Source organism: Virgibacillus sp. GM2-2 (assembly GCF_055329585.1).
Map to the genome: position 1 here is coordinate 70,926 of NZ_JBUZWC010000012.1, position 14,674 is coordinate 85,599.

Consider the following 14,674-nt stretch of genomic DNA (forward strand, 5'->3'; position numbering starts at 1 on the left):
TTACTCCCCTTTCTTGTTTTGCTCCTTCATCATTTCCATTAGCTTTTGTTGATTTTCTTGGACTTTTTTCATTTCACTTTCCATTGCTTCGATTTTTTCATGAAGTGGTAAAATTACCTGCTCAAGCATGCTGTGTAATCGTAATGCTTTGTCGTTTTGTTCGTTCGTCATTACTTCTGACACCCCCATGGTTAATAAGTTATATTCATTGTAGAACGTATAAAAAAAGAAAGATGTGACAAATGTCACACCTTACAAATAGAAGCAAATACTTCACACATCATAACCGCTCGGTCATACACTATCTTAAAAACAAGGCTATTTTTTTAAAATCGTTGCAATGACACAAAACTGGGAAACTGCGAATCTTATCTAACAACAACGTTGATTCCCGCTGCGGGCAAGGCTAGTGAATGAACATTTTGGAGGGTACTGGAAAGATTGCATGTAGGATGGTCAGCTAGCGGACACACGATTCCTTATTTGTGAAAAATAAGGTCTGATGCGGTTGTTATCGGACTCAGGGTTCCTTATTTGGGTATAAACAGTTGAAAATCAAGTTTTTTAGCTAAATAAGGGATCGTGTGTCCGTTAATCCTCAAAAATAAAGGTAAAAAAGGTAAATAAGGCATCCTCAGTCCGATACCAAGCAGTGTCCTTGGCGTACTATTCGTTTAGAATGTGTTTTTCTTCCGAGGAGGCTGAAGCGTTGCCAACGGAAAGCGACTGTCCAGAGCAGATAATTAGTTCGCAGTTTACTTCAACTATGAAGAGTAATTAGCAACAATTTTACGAGAAGAGCCTAATAAAGGATTGATACAGCATGTTATTTTATCTAGGTTTATTCCTTTTAGTTATTGCGGTTAGTTTAGACGGTTTTGGAGTTGGGGTAACGTATGGAATGCGAAAAATACGAGTATCGCCATTTGCTTTATTAATTATCATGTTATGTTCTGGTATTATTGTTTTACTCTCCATGACTGTAGGTAATTTTATCGCCATGTCCTTATCCCCGATGATTGAGGAATCTACAGGTGGAATTATTTTAATAGCTGTAGGATTTTTTTGTTTAGTAACTATTTTCCGTACAAAAATTATTGATCAAAATTTCACCAAAGAAAAAAATGAATTACGTCAATCACCACGCCTAGTAAGGTATCGAAAAGTACTCGTTAAACCACAGCTTGCTGATATGGACCATTCCGGTGCCATCTCTTTAACAGAGGCGATTTTATTAGGAACTGCACTTGCCTTTGATGCATTTGGGGCAGGAATTGGAGCGGCTATGCTGGGCTATCCTCCTATTTTAACAGCTTCATTAATCGGGGTTATGAGTGGAATTTTCGTTTATAGCGGGATTCATACGGGAATTTGGTTGACAAAAAATAATGCAACGAAAAAGGTGACACTTCTGCCACCTCTCTTACTAATTGCACTCGGCATATTCAATATTTTATAATGCTTTTACTAAACCACCATCAACAATGAGCGACTGGCCGGTAATGTATGTATTTGCTCCGGAAGCTAGGAAAACAATGGCACGTGCAAATTCATCTGGCTGACCGTATCGATTCATTGGTACCTGTTGTTCAGCTTGAGCTTTTATTTCATCTACTGTTATTTCATTATCAGAAGCTCTCCGTTCGTTTAATTGACTGATTCGATCTGTTTCAATTGTTCCTGGACCAACCGTATTAATGAGGATATTATCTTGCCCCAGCTCTTGAGACAACGTTTTTGCCAGCCCAACAATGCCAGGTCGCATGGTGTTTGATAGAACTAAATTATCGAGACTTTGCTTAATGGATGACGAGGCTATATTCACAATATAGCCTCTTTTTTGTTGCTGCATATACGGTACAACTTCCCGAGTAGTACGAATAAAGCTTAACAAATTTAATTCAAATGCATGGTACCAATCCTCATCTCGCATCTCTAAAAACCTACCTGCTGGGGGCCCGCCAGCATTGTTAACCAGTACGTCTACTGTTCCGTTCCATTTAACTGCTTTATCGACCATCTTTTTGATAGCCTCTGGATCCTTCATATCACAAACGGTGAAATCGACTTGATCATTTTTCGTTTCGTCTTTTATTTCCGTAACCGTTTGTTGTAATGCATCCTCATTTCGACTAGCTATAAGTACATGTGCCCCTTCTCGAGCAAATTCTGTTGCGATCGCACGACCAAGTCCCTTACTTGCAGCGGTAACAATGACAGATTTATTTTTCAAGTACATTTCCAATTTGAAAACCTCTTTTCTTTTTAAATTTTCATATTATATTGAAATTTATTTCATTATCAGCTACTATTTACTATAACACAATGTAAACGCTTACTTAAAATTCATCATAAAGTGAACCTTCATTCAGTGAGGGGTTTTTCCCACTGAATGGTAGTTGAACAGAATCGGACCTTTACGGACAGTTGAGCCCCTCATATCTTACCCTAATTTTTTTGTAATCCTGAAGAGGGGATATACTGCTCGTTAAGGCGGGATAAAGGAGGAAAAACATGTTTGGATTAACGGACCCAATGATCATTATTGCTTGGCTTGGAACGATACTATCTGCCGTAGCTTGTGTTATTTTTGGTATTTTCACGTGGAATAAAGGGGATTCTTAGAAAAAATTAACTTATCGTAGGGGGAGTATAGCTATATGAATTATATGGTTCTTGTTATTGTTTGTCTTATCTTTATCGCTATTATGTCTGGACTAGCTTATTATGGATACAAAAAAACGGTAACACAAGCGGATTATTTAGTTGGTGGACGAACGATCAGTCCATTTGTAATGGCTCTATCTTACGGGGCAACTTTCATTAGCACATCAGCTTTAATTGGTTTCGGCGGTGTTTCGTCGTTATTCGGTATGAGTTTATTGTGGCTTGCTTTACTAAACATTGGGCTCGGCGTGTTAGTTGCCTTCGCTGTATTTGGAACAAGAATTCGAAAGCTTTCGGTAACCTTAGATGCTTATACATTCCCAGATCTACTAGGTAAAAAATACAAATCCAAGTTTATCACCATTTTTTCCGCTTCGATGATTTTTCTGTTTATGCCTGCTTATACGAGTATCGTGTTAGTCGGTGGTGGTCGATTTTTACAAGAATCGCTAGCCATCAATTACGACCTAGCACTGTTCATCTTAGCAATTATAGTTGGCGTTTATGTCATCAGTGGTGGAATTCGAGCAGTTATGTACACAGATGCATTCGGTGCAGTAATCATGTTCGTGGGAATGGCCATTTTTCTCATCACGACCTATTCAATTTTAGGTGGCGTCGAAGCGGCCCACGAAGGGTTACGTGCGATGAAGGATATGGTTCCCGCTGGCTTGGTGGAACAAGGACATCAAGGCTGGACAGCCATGCCTGAATTTGGCTCACAGTTATGGTGGACCGTTGTTAGTACAATCATTATGGGGGTTGGAATCGGTGTGCTTGCTCAGCCTCAACTCGCAATGCGGGCCATGACAGTTAGCAGTGATAAATCATTATATCGATCCGTTTTAATCGGTGGTGTGTTCATCTTTTTCATGACAGGTGCTGCATTTATGATAGGGCCATTGTCAAACCTATATTTCTATCAGGAAGGTGGAACTATAGCCATTCAAGCAGCAGGCGGAAATGTCGACTTAGTCATTCCAACGTTTATTAATGAAATTATGCCAGAATGGTTTATCTACCTATTTACACTAACACTATTGTCAGCAACCATTTCTACCATTAGCTCACTTATCCACTTACAAGGAACTTCATTTGGTGAGGATATTTTAAAGAATGTCGGTGTAAAAAAACTCTTTGGAATGAACACCAATCGAATTGGGGTACTTATCGGAGTATTAGCAGCAGTTGTATTAGCTTACATATTGCCCCCGGGAGTCATTGCACAAGCAACCGCATTTTGGTTCGGCATTTGTGCTGCAGGATTTTTGCCTGCATTGGTTGGAGCACTGTTCTGGAAAAACGCAACGAAACAGGGTGCCATCGTCAGTACGATTACAGGCTTTTTGGTCAGCATTGTCGGGTTTCTCTTTTTCCATGCAAAGGAAGCAGCCGCATTTGGAATTTCAAAAGCTCTCTTTGGAAAAGAAACGTTACTCGATTTCCCATGGACAGTTGTCGATCCATTATTTTATGCCTTTCCACTATCCGCAATCGCATTTGTGGTCGTCAGTTTAATGACGAAAGGCAAGCAAGATCAGGTTGAGGATGTTAATTTGGAAAAGAGTATGTAAATTAGAAGAGGGCTATCTTGTTGTATGTGGGATAGCCTTTTACTATAAATTCCGCACTTTACTCTAGTATGACATAAGAAGTCATCGGCGATATTTCATTTTTATACGGCGATTTAAGATGATTCATCGGCTATTTACCAGTATTGTTCGGCGAACTGGCTATTTGTATCGGAGTTAATAAGTCAAAAAAAGCCAGCCCCAAAGGACCAGCTCCCTAATTTAATTGTACCGCGAATGAATATTATTCTGCTTGTAGGTCCCACCTTCACCAAATTCAAACAGTTCCAGTGATAATGCTAGATACCTATTTTCGAAAAGTTCACCAAAGTGCTTCTGCATCATCTCAAACAAATGATCACACGCAGATTTTTTCACTTCCGATGTTCGGCCTGGCGCAATTTTCATCGTTACGTGGACAAACGCATCATCTTTCCCAGTTCCATCTGCAATGAAATATTCGGTTAATTTGATAGCGCGTGAACGAATTGCACCTGGTTTGAACGATTCCCCTTCTGCAATTAACGTTTCATTGATTTTTTGCAAAAATCCTTTGATATTTGCCTCATTTTCAATGTTGTCTGTGTATTCTATCGTAATGTGTGGCATGTCATATCCTCCTTTTCACTTTCTAGTGTCTAGTAAAAAAATAATAAGAGTGAACATAGGTAAAAGCCGCCTTACTATTACCGCCCCTTTAACTTGGCAGTCGACATAGCAGTTACTAGATCAATATATTTTCACTAGTTCACAGTTAACATCAACTGTAAACTAAACATTTACTTCAAGGACACTGCTGGTATCGGACTGAGGATGCCTTATTTACCTTTTTTGTCTTTATTTTGAGGGTTAACGGACACACGATGTCTTATTCAGCTAAAAAACATGATTTTCATCTGTTTTTTCCCAAATAAGGAATCCTGAGTCCGATAACAACCGCATTTACCCTTATTTTTCCCAAATAAGGGATCATGTGTCCGCTAGCCGACATCCTGCATGCAATCTTTCCAGTACGCTTGAAAATGTTCCTTCACTAGCCTTGCCCGCAGCGGAAATCAACGTTGCTAGTACTTAAGCATGAATTATCACTAAGAGCAGTTTACCTATTTTGCATCAAATGCATTTGAAAAATAATTAACGGTTAAAAACGTCATCTCCAACAATCGTGTTTTTCAGTGAACCAATTCCTTCAATCTCCGTTTCAACGACATCGCCCTCATACACGTGTACAGTGCCTTTTGGCGTGCCTGTCAAAATAATATCATTTTCGCTTAACGTCATAAAGCTACTTAAATATTCAATTAAACTTGGGATGTCAAAAACCATATCTTTGGTCGAGCCGTCTTGTTTAAGTTCACCATTCACATACGTACGCAGCCCCAAGTTCATCGGATCTTGGATATCATCGCGGTCAACATACCACGGACCAAGCGGTGTTAGACCGTCTCTATTTTTCGCACGTAAATTTGGACGATAATAGTTTTCGAGATAATCTCGAATGACATAATCATTGGCAATCGTATAGCCTTTGACATACGAATACGCATCCTCCTTCGAGACATTCCGCGCAGTTTTTCCGACAATTACAGCAAGCTCACACTCGTAATGCATGTGTGTAGCATCTTTAGCCCGACGTGTTTGTCCATTGTGACCAACGAATGCATTTGGTCCTTTTAAAAAGACTAGCGGTTCTTCTGGTGCCTTGAAGCTAATTTCACTAGCATGATCAGCATAGTTTAAACCAAGAACAAATGTCGTTCGAGGCTGGACCGGGGTCATCCATACGACTTCTGATTGCCGAACTACACGACCATCTGCTAGCTTCACGTTGTCATCGATTATTTCTGCATCATGAATTCCGCCAAAACATGCAACACGTGCGTGCTTCATCGGTGACCACCTCCTGGAACTAGATCCGCTTCCTTGACGAATGTATTTTCTAAAAATCCTACATGAGAAATTTCAATTCGAACGGAGTCACCTGCTTTAACTAGTGGAGCATTTTCTGGTACACCCACTAACAGCATATCCCCTTCGTAAAATGTCATGAAGTCGGTTATTTCGGATACTAATTCGGTAACAGACCGAACCAAATTTTTTGTATTATTTTCCTGAACGAGTTCACCATTCACATGTACTCGAATGATTAAATCGTCTGGATTTTCCACCTCATCACGACTGATAATCCACGGACCGACTGGGCAAAAGCCATCACGTACTTTATTTTTGATATCAGGTCGATAAAAGCTTTCGTGTGGAATACTCACATCATTAACAACCGTATAACCTTCAATATAATCCATCACATCTTCTGCTGACACATTTGTTGCTGTTTTTCCAAAAACTACGCCGAGTGCTGCTCCTACCTGAAGCGTGTCCTCACCTTCCGGAATTGCAACAGCCTGATTATGACTAGTTACCGTGTTCGCTGGTTTAATATACATAATCGGTTTTTTTGGTGGTTCATTATATGGTTTTTCGTGCAATGCATCGGCCATTATATCTAGCTGACCTTGAAAGTTTAGTAATGTACCATATATAGTACCTTTCACCGGGGAATGCCAAGCAACGTCACGGTGATTGTACGCCTTATCATTCCATTTGACTTCATCTGAAAAGTCGATTTCTATTTCATCTAAACTTGTAGAACCTGCAAATTTAACGTTTGCTTTGTGCACACTATCCCTCCTTACAGAAGTTTTACTCCGTTTTTTCAATATACGTCAGTGTCTTACCAGTAAATCCAAATAGTATCGTCAAGATTGGTGAAAGCAAGCAAAAGAATGCAAATGGTAAGTAGTCTACCGTCGCAACACCGAGCGTAGTCGTGATGAAAACACCACAAACACTCCATGGTACAAGTGGATTCACCACTGTACCCGCATCTTCTGCTACGCGTGATAGATTTTTATTAGCTAGTCCAACGCGTGCAAAACGAGATTGATAGGATTCACCAGTCAATAGAATCGATAAATACTGCTCCCCAATCAAAACGTTAATTCCGATTGCGGTGAGTGCTGCTGATGCGATAACAGAGCCAACTTTCTTCAATAATCCTTCAATCGATTCTAGTAAGCGTGGAACAATTCCAAGCTTGAATAACAATCCTCCAATACTTAATGCAAGCAAGACAATTCCAATTGTAAACATCATACTATTTAGTCCACCGCGCGTTAGTAGTGCATCAATTTCTTCTACACCAGTCTCCGAAACATACCCACCAAATAAAACTCCCAGTAATTCTTTAAATGGGATGTATGCATGAATATATGCCATGACGATTGCACTTGCTGCACCACTAGCCAGTGTTAATAATGCTGGGACCTTCATAATGGAGAAGACGACTAATACAACCACTGGAATTAAAGCGTTGTACCATGTAACGAGTCCAGTGTCGAGTAATCCTTGTTGAAAGCCCTCCATTTTCGAAAAACTTGCGGATGAAATCTCTGGTGAAATTAATCCGAAAATAAGCAAAGTGATAAAAAATGCAGGTATCGTCGTCCATGACATATTGCGAATATGCTCAAACAAATCGACCTTCAAAATCGACGATGCCATATTTGTGGTGTCGGATAATGGAGACATTTTATCTCCAAAGAAAGCTCCTGACACAATCGCTCCAGCTGTGACTGGAAGCGAAATACCTGCAGCAGTGGAAATTCCAATAAAAGCAAGTCCTGCTGTCGCAACTGTTGTCAATGAACTCCCGACACAAAGCCCGACAACCGATGTTACGATAAATACAATTGCTAGAAAAAAGTTCGCTGTTACCAGCTCAAATCCTCCATAAATTAAGGAAGGAATGGTTCCACCTATCATCCATGCGGCAATTAGGATCCCAATGAAGAAAAAGAGAAATACTGCCCCCATTCCTGCTTTTGCTCCTTCGGTAATCCCTTCCTCCAATGTCTGGTAGGAGATGCCCTTAATAAGTCCGTACAAGACTAATAGAAACATAGCCAAAACTAGCGGGATGTGTGGTGCTGCGTCAAAATAAATTATCCCAGTGCTAATTACTATCAAAACGGCAAATGTCATGATTACCGCTTCTGCTATCGATGGTTTTTGAACTGCTTTAATTCGGTACATATGAAAAACCCCTTGATCTGTTAGAATTTCTGCAGCGAGTCATTTACTTATTTGTTACTTTCTTCGGAGGGGTATGGATTGCCAAATCAGACAAACCATCCATTGTCTCGAGTAACCCTTCATTCATACTCGGATGTGGATACGACGGAAAACGTAAATCTTCCTCACGTGCGACCATTTCCAATGCCGTTACGCCTGTACTAATTAACTCAACCGCTCCCGCACCAAAGATATGAATACCTAATAGTAAATCCGTTTCTGCTTCTTTAATGACAGATACTATACCAGATTTTTCTCCAGAAATCATTGCATAACTATTTCCACTTAACGGTGTTTGACTTGTTTTTACATGATAACCTTGATCATTGGCTTCCTGTTCCGTTAAACCGACCGTCGCAATTGGCGGGATACTATGAACAACTGTTGGAATAAACGTGAGATCTACCTCACTTTTTATTCCTCCAATCGTTTCTGCAGCAACCTTCCCTTGTTTAATCGCGCGCACTGCACTTTTAGACCCATCAGTAACATCACCAACAGCAAAAATTGTATCGATGGATGTTTTCATTGTCTTATCCGTTTGTATAAACCCAGTTTCCGATAACTTGACACCAATACGATCGATCCCAAGGTCATGTATGTTTGCTCTTTTTTCCGTTGTCACGTAAAGATAGGAGGCATCAATCGTTTTCGTTTCACCTGCTTTTGAAAAAGTCGCGGAAATTCCTTCATTACTTGCATTTACCTTATCTAGTTGATGTCCGCGTACCACCTTTATTTTTGCCTTTTTTAACGTACGCTTTAGTTCACGGTTAATTGATGCATCGAATCCATAATCCTCTTGACCGTCAAGAACGATTGTTACGTCACTGCCTAACTGTTTGAAGCTACATGCTACCTCTAGCGAAATATAATCGCTACCATAAACTACGAGTGATTCCGGTAGTTCAGTAACCTGATAGACCGTTTCAGGAAGCAGAACCCGTTCGTGTGAAGCAGCTACACCTTCTGGAATCACAGACGAAGCTCCCGTCGCAATAATAGCCGTTTCAAATTCGTACACGTCGAATTGATGGCCATGTGCGACACCAATTTTATTTTCTCCCGTAAAATTTGCTTCCCCTTGTAATAGTTCGATTTTGTTCGCTTTGCAGAGCGCTTCGACACCTCCGCGCAATTGCGACACTGTTTTATCTCGATACGCAGTTAGCTCCTCGTAATTAATGGTTGGCTGCCCTGTTTTAATTCCCATGTTGTTCATTAACGGTACAGCATGAACCTGCTTCGCCGCATGGGTAAAAATTTTGGAAGGAACACAGCCTTGATTTAAACAAATACCACCAAATTCAGCTTTTTCGATTAGTGTTACGGATTTACCAAGCTGTGCCGCACGAATGGCTGCGTTATATCCACCCGGACCACCGCCAATAATGATTACGTCTCGCTTTTCTGCAAATTCTCCTACGACCATTTACACCATCTCCAATAACAGCTTTTTCGGCTCTTCCATCAATTCGATAAAGCGATTCGTAAATTCAACCGACTTCACACCATCTGCAACCCGGTGATCAAACGATAACGACATCGTCATGACCTGACGAATCGCAATTTCATCATTGTCCATGACAACTGGTGTCTTTTTCGTTTTATGGAAAGCAATAATTGCTGATTGGGAACCATTAATAATTGGCGTTGCCCCCATACCGCCGAGAGGACCAACATTACTAATGGTAAATGTACCGTGCTTCATGTCGTTTGCCGTTAGCTTCCCGTCTTGGGCTTTTTTCGTAAGTGCCTTCATTTCTGTATGAATTTGACGAATCGTCTTTTTATCGACATCGCGTAAAACGGGGACAACTAGCCCTTTATCCGTATTTGTCGCAAGTCCAATATGGTAGTTTTTAGCGAGACGAATGACGCCGTTTTCCTCATCAAGGTACGCATTGAAAATTCGATGCTCCTTAAGTGCAAAGGTAATTGCTTTTAGGAAAAACGCCACGACCGATATGGATTCGCCTTGTTGCTTTAACTCGTTCCGAAAAGCTAACACATTTGTCAAATCCACTTCATCAAAATGTGTTACATGCGGAATCGTCGTAATCGCTTTTGTTAAGTTATCGCCAATTTTCTTGCGCATTCCTGTATATGGAATCGTATCCGCTTCTGGTTCCGTATGTTGAACCTGTGTGGAAGCCGTTTCAGTTGATACCGTTTCATTGCCGCCATCAATAAACCGATACACATCTTCATCTGATACACGCCCAGCAGGGCCGGTGCCTTTTATTTGCTCAATATCGACGTCATAATCACGAGCAATTTTCCGGGTAAAAGGTGCAGCTAAAATTCGTTTGTGTGATTTAGTAAACGTTTGTTCAGCTGTGCCAACCGTTGATGCGACAGGTTCCTTCACCTCTTCTGTTTGTTCCTGTTTTGGCTTACTTTGAGCAGCTTCTTTCCCATCGTCAATTTCTATGATTGCTGTTCCAACCGTAACAACTTCACCTGTTTCAAAGTTAATGCTACGAATTTTTCCAGCGGCAGGTGATGGAATTTCTGCAACCATTTTATCGGTTTGTAGCTCTACAAGTGGCTGATCCACCTTTACTTCATCACCCACTTTCACAAAAAAATGAATGATTTCGCCTTCTGTCATGCCTTCTCCAATATCATGGAATTTCACTTCGACCATCGTCTCACCTCCTAAAATTCAACGACCTTTTTAATGGAATGAACTACACGCTCTGGTGTTGGTAAGTAATCATTTTCTACTGCAAATAACGGTACTGGCACATCATAGCCCGTTACACGCTCAATTGGCGAACGTAAATACAGGAACGATGTGTCATTAATTACCTGGGTGATTTCAGCGCCAACTCCACCTGTCGCATGTGCCTCATGGACAATCACCGCACGACCTGTCTTTTGTACAGACTCAGCAATCATATCTCGATCAAGTGGATAAAGCGTCCTGAGGTCAATCACGTCACAGGATACATTTTCTTTTTCCATTGCTTCGGCTGCTTTTAATGCAACGGGAACCATTGCTCCCCATGCGAAAATGGACACATCCTCTCCTTCTTTGAGACGTGCTCCTTTGCCAAGCTCAACCGTATATTTTTCTTCCGGAACTTCTTTTCTTTCCCCGCGATACAAACGCATTGGCTCTAAAAATAGAACAGGATCAGGATCTTCAATCGCTGCAATCATTAACCCTTTTGCGTCATACGCATTTGACGGGCATACCACTTTGATTCCTGGTAAATGGGTGAAAAGTGCCTCGACGCTATCCGAATGAATTTCTGGTGAACGCACACCAGCACCATACGGAGCACGAATGACCATTGGTAAACTGTAGTGTCCTAACGTTCGAGTACGCGTTCTAGTAATATGTGTAGCAATTTGTTCGAATGCAGGGTAGATAAATCCTAGAAATTGGATCTCCACAATCGGTCGTAAGCCATTAAGTGCCATTCCAATGGCAGCACCTGTGAACCCAGCCTCACTAAGTGGTGTGTCGATTACACGATTTTCACCAAATTGCTCTTGTAGATCAACCGTCGCACGGAATACACCACCGTTTTTTCCGATATCTTCACCTAAAATTAATGTATTTTTATCTTCTTCTAGCATCACCTTTAATCCATCATTAACTGCTTGGATTAAAGTGAACGACTTTGTTTTTTGTGCTACTATTGTCATCAGGAGATGCCCCCTTTCACCGCGTTGAAGCTTTTCTTTTGTTCTTCAATCGTCCATGTTGGCTTTTCAAAAACGTAATCGAACATGACATCCGGGTTTGCTTTTTCATAGGATTCCATACTAGCAATAGCTTTGTCTAACTCTTCTTGGATTTCTTGTTTCGTTGACTCCACCCATTTTTCATCCCACATGCTTTCATTCTTCATGAACTTTTCCAGACGAAGAACAGGATCCTTCTCTTCACGTGTCGCGTCACTTGCTGCCTGATCACGATATTTTGACGGATCATCTGCCGTCGTATGGGCGCCAAAACGCCATGTCACTGCTTCAATTAATGTCGGACCTTCTCCATTACGCGCCCGTTCAAGTGCTTCCCTCACGACAAAATTAACTGCAAACACATCCATTCCATCAACCCGAACACCCGGAATTCCATATGCTTCAGCCTTTTGTGCAATTGTTTCTGAGTTCATTTGTTTGTTAATCGGAAGTGAAATCGCAAATCCGTTGTTTTGGTTAAAAAATACAACCGGTGCCTTAAAAACACTCGCGATATTTAACCCCTCATGAAAATCCCCTTCCGATGTAGCGCCATCGCCAAAATAAGCGATCGATGCATTTTTCGTTCCCTTATATGTTTCTGCCATCGCAGCACCAGCCGCGTGAGGAAGATGCGTTGCGATTGGAACAGATGCAGGGAAAATTTTCTTCGTTAATGAAGGAACACTTCCTTCAACTCGCCCATTCCAGTAGAGGAGTTGGCGATCCATATCAGCACCAAACGTTAATGTCGCACCGTGATCACGGTACGTTGGAAAAAGAAAATCGTTAGCCTCAAGTGCTAATGCACTACCAACCTGTGATGCTTCTTGCCCTTCAAACGGGACGTATGTACCAATTCTTCCTTGACGCTGAAGTGCAATTCCCTTCTGGTCAAAGGTTCGAATTCGCATCATGTGGTAGTAATACGATTTTGCTTGCTCTTCCGTCAAGAGCTTTCGATGTTCCTCGGACGATACGTCGCCGTTTTTATCGATTATTTGAAAAAGCGGATAATTTGTTTCCATCTGATTCACACCTTTTGTATAGTTATTTTTTGGTGGTTGTTTACAAGAAAAGCGCAAGCGCCCGTTTAGTGGCGTACAAATAGATAGGCAGGTGATATGTAGGGTGGTTTTCCCCTACTTTCATACTGACTAACTATTTGATAGGCACTGGGTGCTGGAGCTAGACAACTTTTCGTTTATACTTTTTTTGCTCTTAGAAAAATTGAATCGCGCGGTAAAGTGTTGAGATCGCACAACATTATCTTAAAATCGCGTGTCATCATGCGGAAATCGCGCGATAGCATTAATACTGCGCGATTTCCATTCTTTATTGCACGATTCTCATTCTGTGTCGCGCGATTATTTCTTTTATTGCGCGATTTGAACCTACTGTTACTATTCACGAATATTCCATTTTGGACGACGATCACGAGCAAAGAAATGGCTACGTCTACGCTGTTCTTCTAGACGTTTTTCACATTTTCTATTTGCAGCTTCTTCCGTTGTAATGGAATCTAGCTCTGCTTCCTTATAAATTTCTAGTAAAGAAGTATAAATCGCCTTTGTTTTTGCCAAAACGCGATCCTTATTTGGACCGTAAAGCTCATCGGCAACTTGGATTAACCCGCCAGCATTTACAATATAATCCGGTGCATACAAAATCCCTTTGTCATGCAGCATTTTTCCATGTTTTGCTTCTAGCAATTGATTGTTTGCTGAACCAACAACAGCCTTCACTTGAAGCTGTTCAATTGTGTGGTCGTTCAATATTCCGCCAAGGGCGCATGGAATGAACACATCAGCTTTCATCTGGTAGATTTCTGCACTTTCGACAACGTTAACTGTGCCATCTGTTTGCGCAGCCTTTTCTTCTATTAACCCTAGAACATCTTTGTTAATATCTGTTACATAAACCGTTGCTCCAGCCTGCAATAAATGCTCCGCAACTTTAAATCCAACTTTTCCCAGACCTTGGATCGAATACGTTTTATCAGCTAAATGATCACTGCCTGTTAAAAAGTTACTCGTTGCCTTTAAACCGTAAATAACACCCTGTGCAGTTGGAATGGATGAATCGCCACTGCCACCAAAAGCTTCAGGAATGCCATTTATAAAATTCGTTTCCTTCATGGCATGGACAAAATCATCCATTGTCGTCCCCATGTCAGTACCTGTATAAAAACGTCCGTTTAAGGAATCGACGTATTGACCAAAAGCACGGAACAACGCTGATGACTTATCAGACTTCGGGTCTCCAATGATGACAGCCTTACCACCACCAAAATCAAGGTCTGCAGCTGCACATTTGTAGGTCATACCTTCTGACAAGCGGAGTACATCCTCAAGTGCTTCATCTACTGAATCATATGGTCGCATTCTTGTTCCGCCCAATGCTGGCCCGAGTGTCGTATTATGGATTGCGATAATTGCTTGTAGACCAGATGCAGGATCGTTACAAAAAACTACCTGCTCATGTCCTGCGATTTTTTGAAACATATCTGGATTCATTGTTGATTTTTCAAGCTGTTGCTTCATCATACTTACCTCCAAATACACCAGTAACCACCCTATTCGGGTGGTAGCTGATACTTTTTTTAT

At 41.1% G+C, this 14,674-nt stretch carries 14 protein-coding genes; 3 read left to right on the forward strand and 11 right to left on the reverse strand.

The features are described from left to right. Entirely contained in the window at positions 1–171 is a 171-nt protein-coding gene (locus ACY9Z2_RS13880) for a hypothetical protein (RefSeq protein ID WP_463610247.1), read from the reverse strand. A 652-nt stretch (positions 172–823) separates the two neighbouring features. Here ACY9Z2_RS13880 and ytaF point away from each other — a divergent pair. Next, positions 824–1,459, forward strand: a complete 636-nt coding sequence (gene ytaF / locus ACY9Z2_RS13885; protein WP_463610248.1) for a sporulation membrane protein YtaF — start codon at positions 824–826, stop codon at positions 1,457–1,459. On the opposite strand, the gene ACY9Z2_RS13890 is transcribed toward ytaF, so the two are convergent. Continuing rightward, positions 1,454–2,245, reverse strand: coding sequence for an SDR family oxidoreductase (locus tag ACY9Z2_RS13890; protein ID WP_463610249.1), 792 nt, complete (start codon positions 2,243–2,245; stop codon positions 1,454–1,456). The genes ytaF and ACY9Z2_RS13890 overlap by 6 nt on opposite strands. Positions 2,246–2,514: 269 nt before the next feature. On the opposite strand from ACY9Z2_RS13890, the gene ACY9Z2_RS13895 reads away from it, so the two are divergent. Further along, positions 2,515–2,625 carry a symporter small accessory protein gene (locus ACY9Z2_RS13895; protein WP_463610250.1) on the forward strand — a complete coding sequence of 37 codons (111 nt, stop codon included), beginning with the start codon at positions 2,515–2,517 and terminating at the stop codon, positions 2,623–2,625. Positions 2,626–2,660: 35 nt separating this feature from the next. Continuing rightward, positions 2,661–4,241, forward strand: coding sequence for a sodium:solute symporter family protein (locus ACY9Z2_RS13900; protein WP_463610251.1), 1,581 nt, complete (start codon positions 2,661–2,663; stop codon positions 4,239–4,241). A 219-nt stretch (positions 4,242–4,460) separates the two neighbouring features. On the opposite strand, the gene ACY9Z2_RS13905 is transcribed toward ACY9Z2_RS13900, so the two are convergent. The 9 genes from ACY9Z2_RS13905 to ACY9Z2_RS13945 all read right to left on the reverse strand — a co-directional run bounded on the left by ACY9Z2_RS13905 (position 4,461) and on the right by ACY9Z2_RS13945 (position 14,611). Continuing rightward, a complete protein-coding gene (locus ACY9Z2_RS13905) occupies positions 4,461–4,847 on the reverse strand; it encodes a 5-carboxymethyl-2-hydroxymuconate Delta-isomerase (protein WP_463610252.1) in 387 nt (128 codons plus the stop codon). Between the two features lie 525 nt (positions 4,848–5,372). Further along, positions 5,373–6,128, reverse strand: coding sequence for a fumarylacetoacetate hydrolase family protein (locus ACY9Z2_RS13910; protein ID WP_463610253.1), 756 nt, complete (start codon positions 6,126–6,128; stop codon positions 5,373–5,375). Further along, positions 6,125–6,916 carry a fumarylacetoacetate hydrolase family protein gene (locus ACY9Z2_RS13915; RefSeq protein ID WP_463610254.1) on the reverse strand — a complete coding sequence of 264 codons (792 nt, stop codon included), beginning with the start codon at positions 6,914–6,916 and terminating at the stop codon, positions 6,125–6,127. The genes ACY9Z2_RS13910 and ACY9Z2_RS13915 overlap by 4 nt, the downstream gene beginning before the upstream one ends. 22 nt (positions 6,917–6,938) lie before the next feature. Then, positions 6,939–8,330, reverse strand: coding sequence for a Na+/H+ antiporter NhaC (gene nhaC / locus ACY9Z2_RS13920; protein WP_463610255.1), 1,392 nt, complete (start codon positions 8,328–8,330; stop codon positions 6,939–6,941). 43 nt (positions 8,331–8,373) lie between these two features. Then, positions 8,374–9,801, reverse strand: coding sequence for a dihydrolipoyl dehydrogenase family protein (locus ACY9Z2_RS13925; RefSeq protein ID WP_463610256.1), 1,428 nt, complete (start codon positions 9,799–9,801; stop codon positions 8,374–8,376). Next, positions 9,802–11,019, reverse strand: a complete 1,218-nt coding sequence (locus ACY9Z2_RS13930; RefSeq protein WP_463610257.1) for a dihydrolipoamide acetyltransferase family protein — start codon at positions 11,017–11,019, stop codon at positions 9,802–9,804. An 11-nt stretch (positions 11,020–11,030) separates the two neighbouring features. Continuing rightward, on the reverse strand, positions 11,031–12,029 hold the full coding sequence (locus ACY9Z2_RS13935; RefSeq protein ID WP_463610258.1) for an alpha-ketoacid dehydrogenase subunit beta: 999 nt from the start codon (positions 12,027–12,029) through the stop codon (positions 11,031–11,033). Beyond that, positions 12,029–13,096, reverse strand: a complete 1,068-nt coding sequence (pdhA, locus tag ACY9Z2_RS13940) for a pyruvate dehydrogenase (acetyl-transferring) E1 component subunit alpha (RefSeq protein WP_463610259.1) — start codon at positions 13,094–13,096, stop codon at positions 12,029–12,031. The genes ACY9Z2_RS13935 and pdhA overlap by 1 nt, the downstream gene beginning before the upstream one ends. Before the next feature lie 375 nt (positions 13,097–13,471). Beyond that, entirely contained in the window at positions 13,472–14,611 is a 1,140-nt protein-coding gene (locus ACY9Z2_RS13945; RefSeq protein ID WP_463610260.1) for a Leu/Phe/Val dehydrogenase, read from the reverse strand. Positions 14,612–14,674: the final 63 nt, after the last annotated feature.

What these genes read in the sequence shown, in the direction of transcription:
- ACY9Z2_RS13880 (WP_463610247.1), bottom strand. Translation starts at nt 171, where the DNA reads ATGACGAACGAACAAAACGACAAAGCATTACGATTACACAGCATGCTT.
- ytaF (WP_463610248.1), top strand. Translation starts at nt 824, where the DNA reads ATGTTATTTTATCTAGGTTTATTCCTTTTAGTTATTGCGGTTAGTTTA.
- ACY9Z2_RS13895 (WP_463610250.1), top strand. Translation starts at nt 2,515, where the DNA reads ATGTTTGGATTAACGGACCCAATGATCATTATTGCTTGGCTTGGAACG.
- ACY9Z2_RS13900 (WP_463610251.1), top strand. Translation starts at nt 2,661, where the DNA reads ATGAATTATATGGTTCTTGTTATTGTTTGTCTTATCTTTATCGCTATT.
- ACY9Z2_RS13905 (WP_463610252.1), bottom strand. Translation starts at nt 4,847, where the DNA reads ATGCCACACATTACGATAGAATACACAGACAACATTGAAAATGAGGCA.
- ACY9Z2_RS13910 (WP_463610253.1), bottom strand. Translation starts at nt 6,128, where the DNA reads ATGAAGCACGCACGTGTTGCATGTTTTGGCGGAATTCATGATGCAGAA.
- nhaC (WP_463610255.1), bottom strand. Translation starts at nt 8,330, where the DNA reads ATGTACCGAATTAAAGCAGTTCAAAAACCATCGATAGCAGAAGCGGTA.
- ACY9Z2_RS13925 (WP_463610256.1), bottom strand. Translation starts at nt 9,801, where the DNA reads ATGGTCGTAGGAGAATTTGCAGAAAAGCGAGACGTAATCATTATTGGC.
- ACY9Z2_RS13930 (WP_463610257.1), bottom strand. Translation starts at nt 11,019, where the DNA reads ATGGTCGAAGTGAAATTCCATGATATTGGAGAAGGCATGACAGAAGGC.
- ACY9Z2_RS13935 (WP_463610258.1), bottom strand. Translation starts at nt 12,029, where the DNA reads ATGACAATAGTAGCACAAAAAACAAAGTCGTTCACTTTAATCCAAGCA.
- pdhA (WP_463610259.1), bottom strand. Translation starts at nt 13,096, where the DNA reads ATGGAAACAAATTATCCGCTTTTTCAAATAATCGATAAAAACGGCGAC.
- ACY9Z2_RS13945 (WP_463610260.1), bottom strand. Translation starts at nt 14,611, where the DNA reads ATGAAGCAACAGCTTGAAAAATCAACAATGAATCCAGATATGTTTCAA.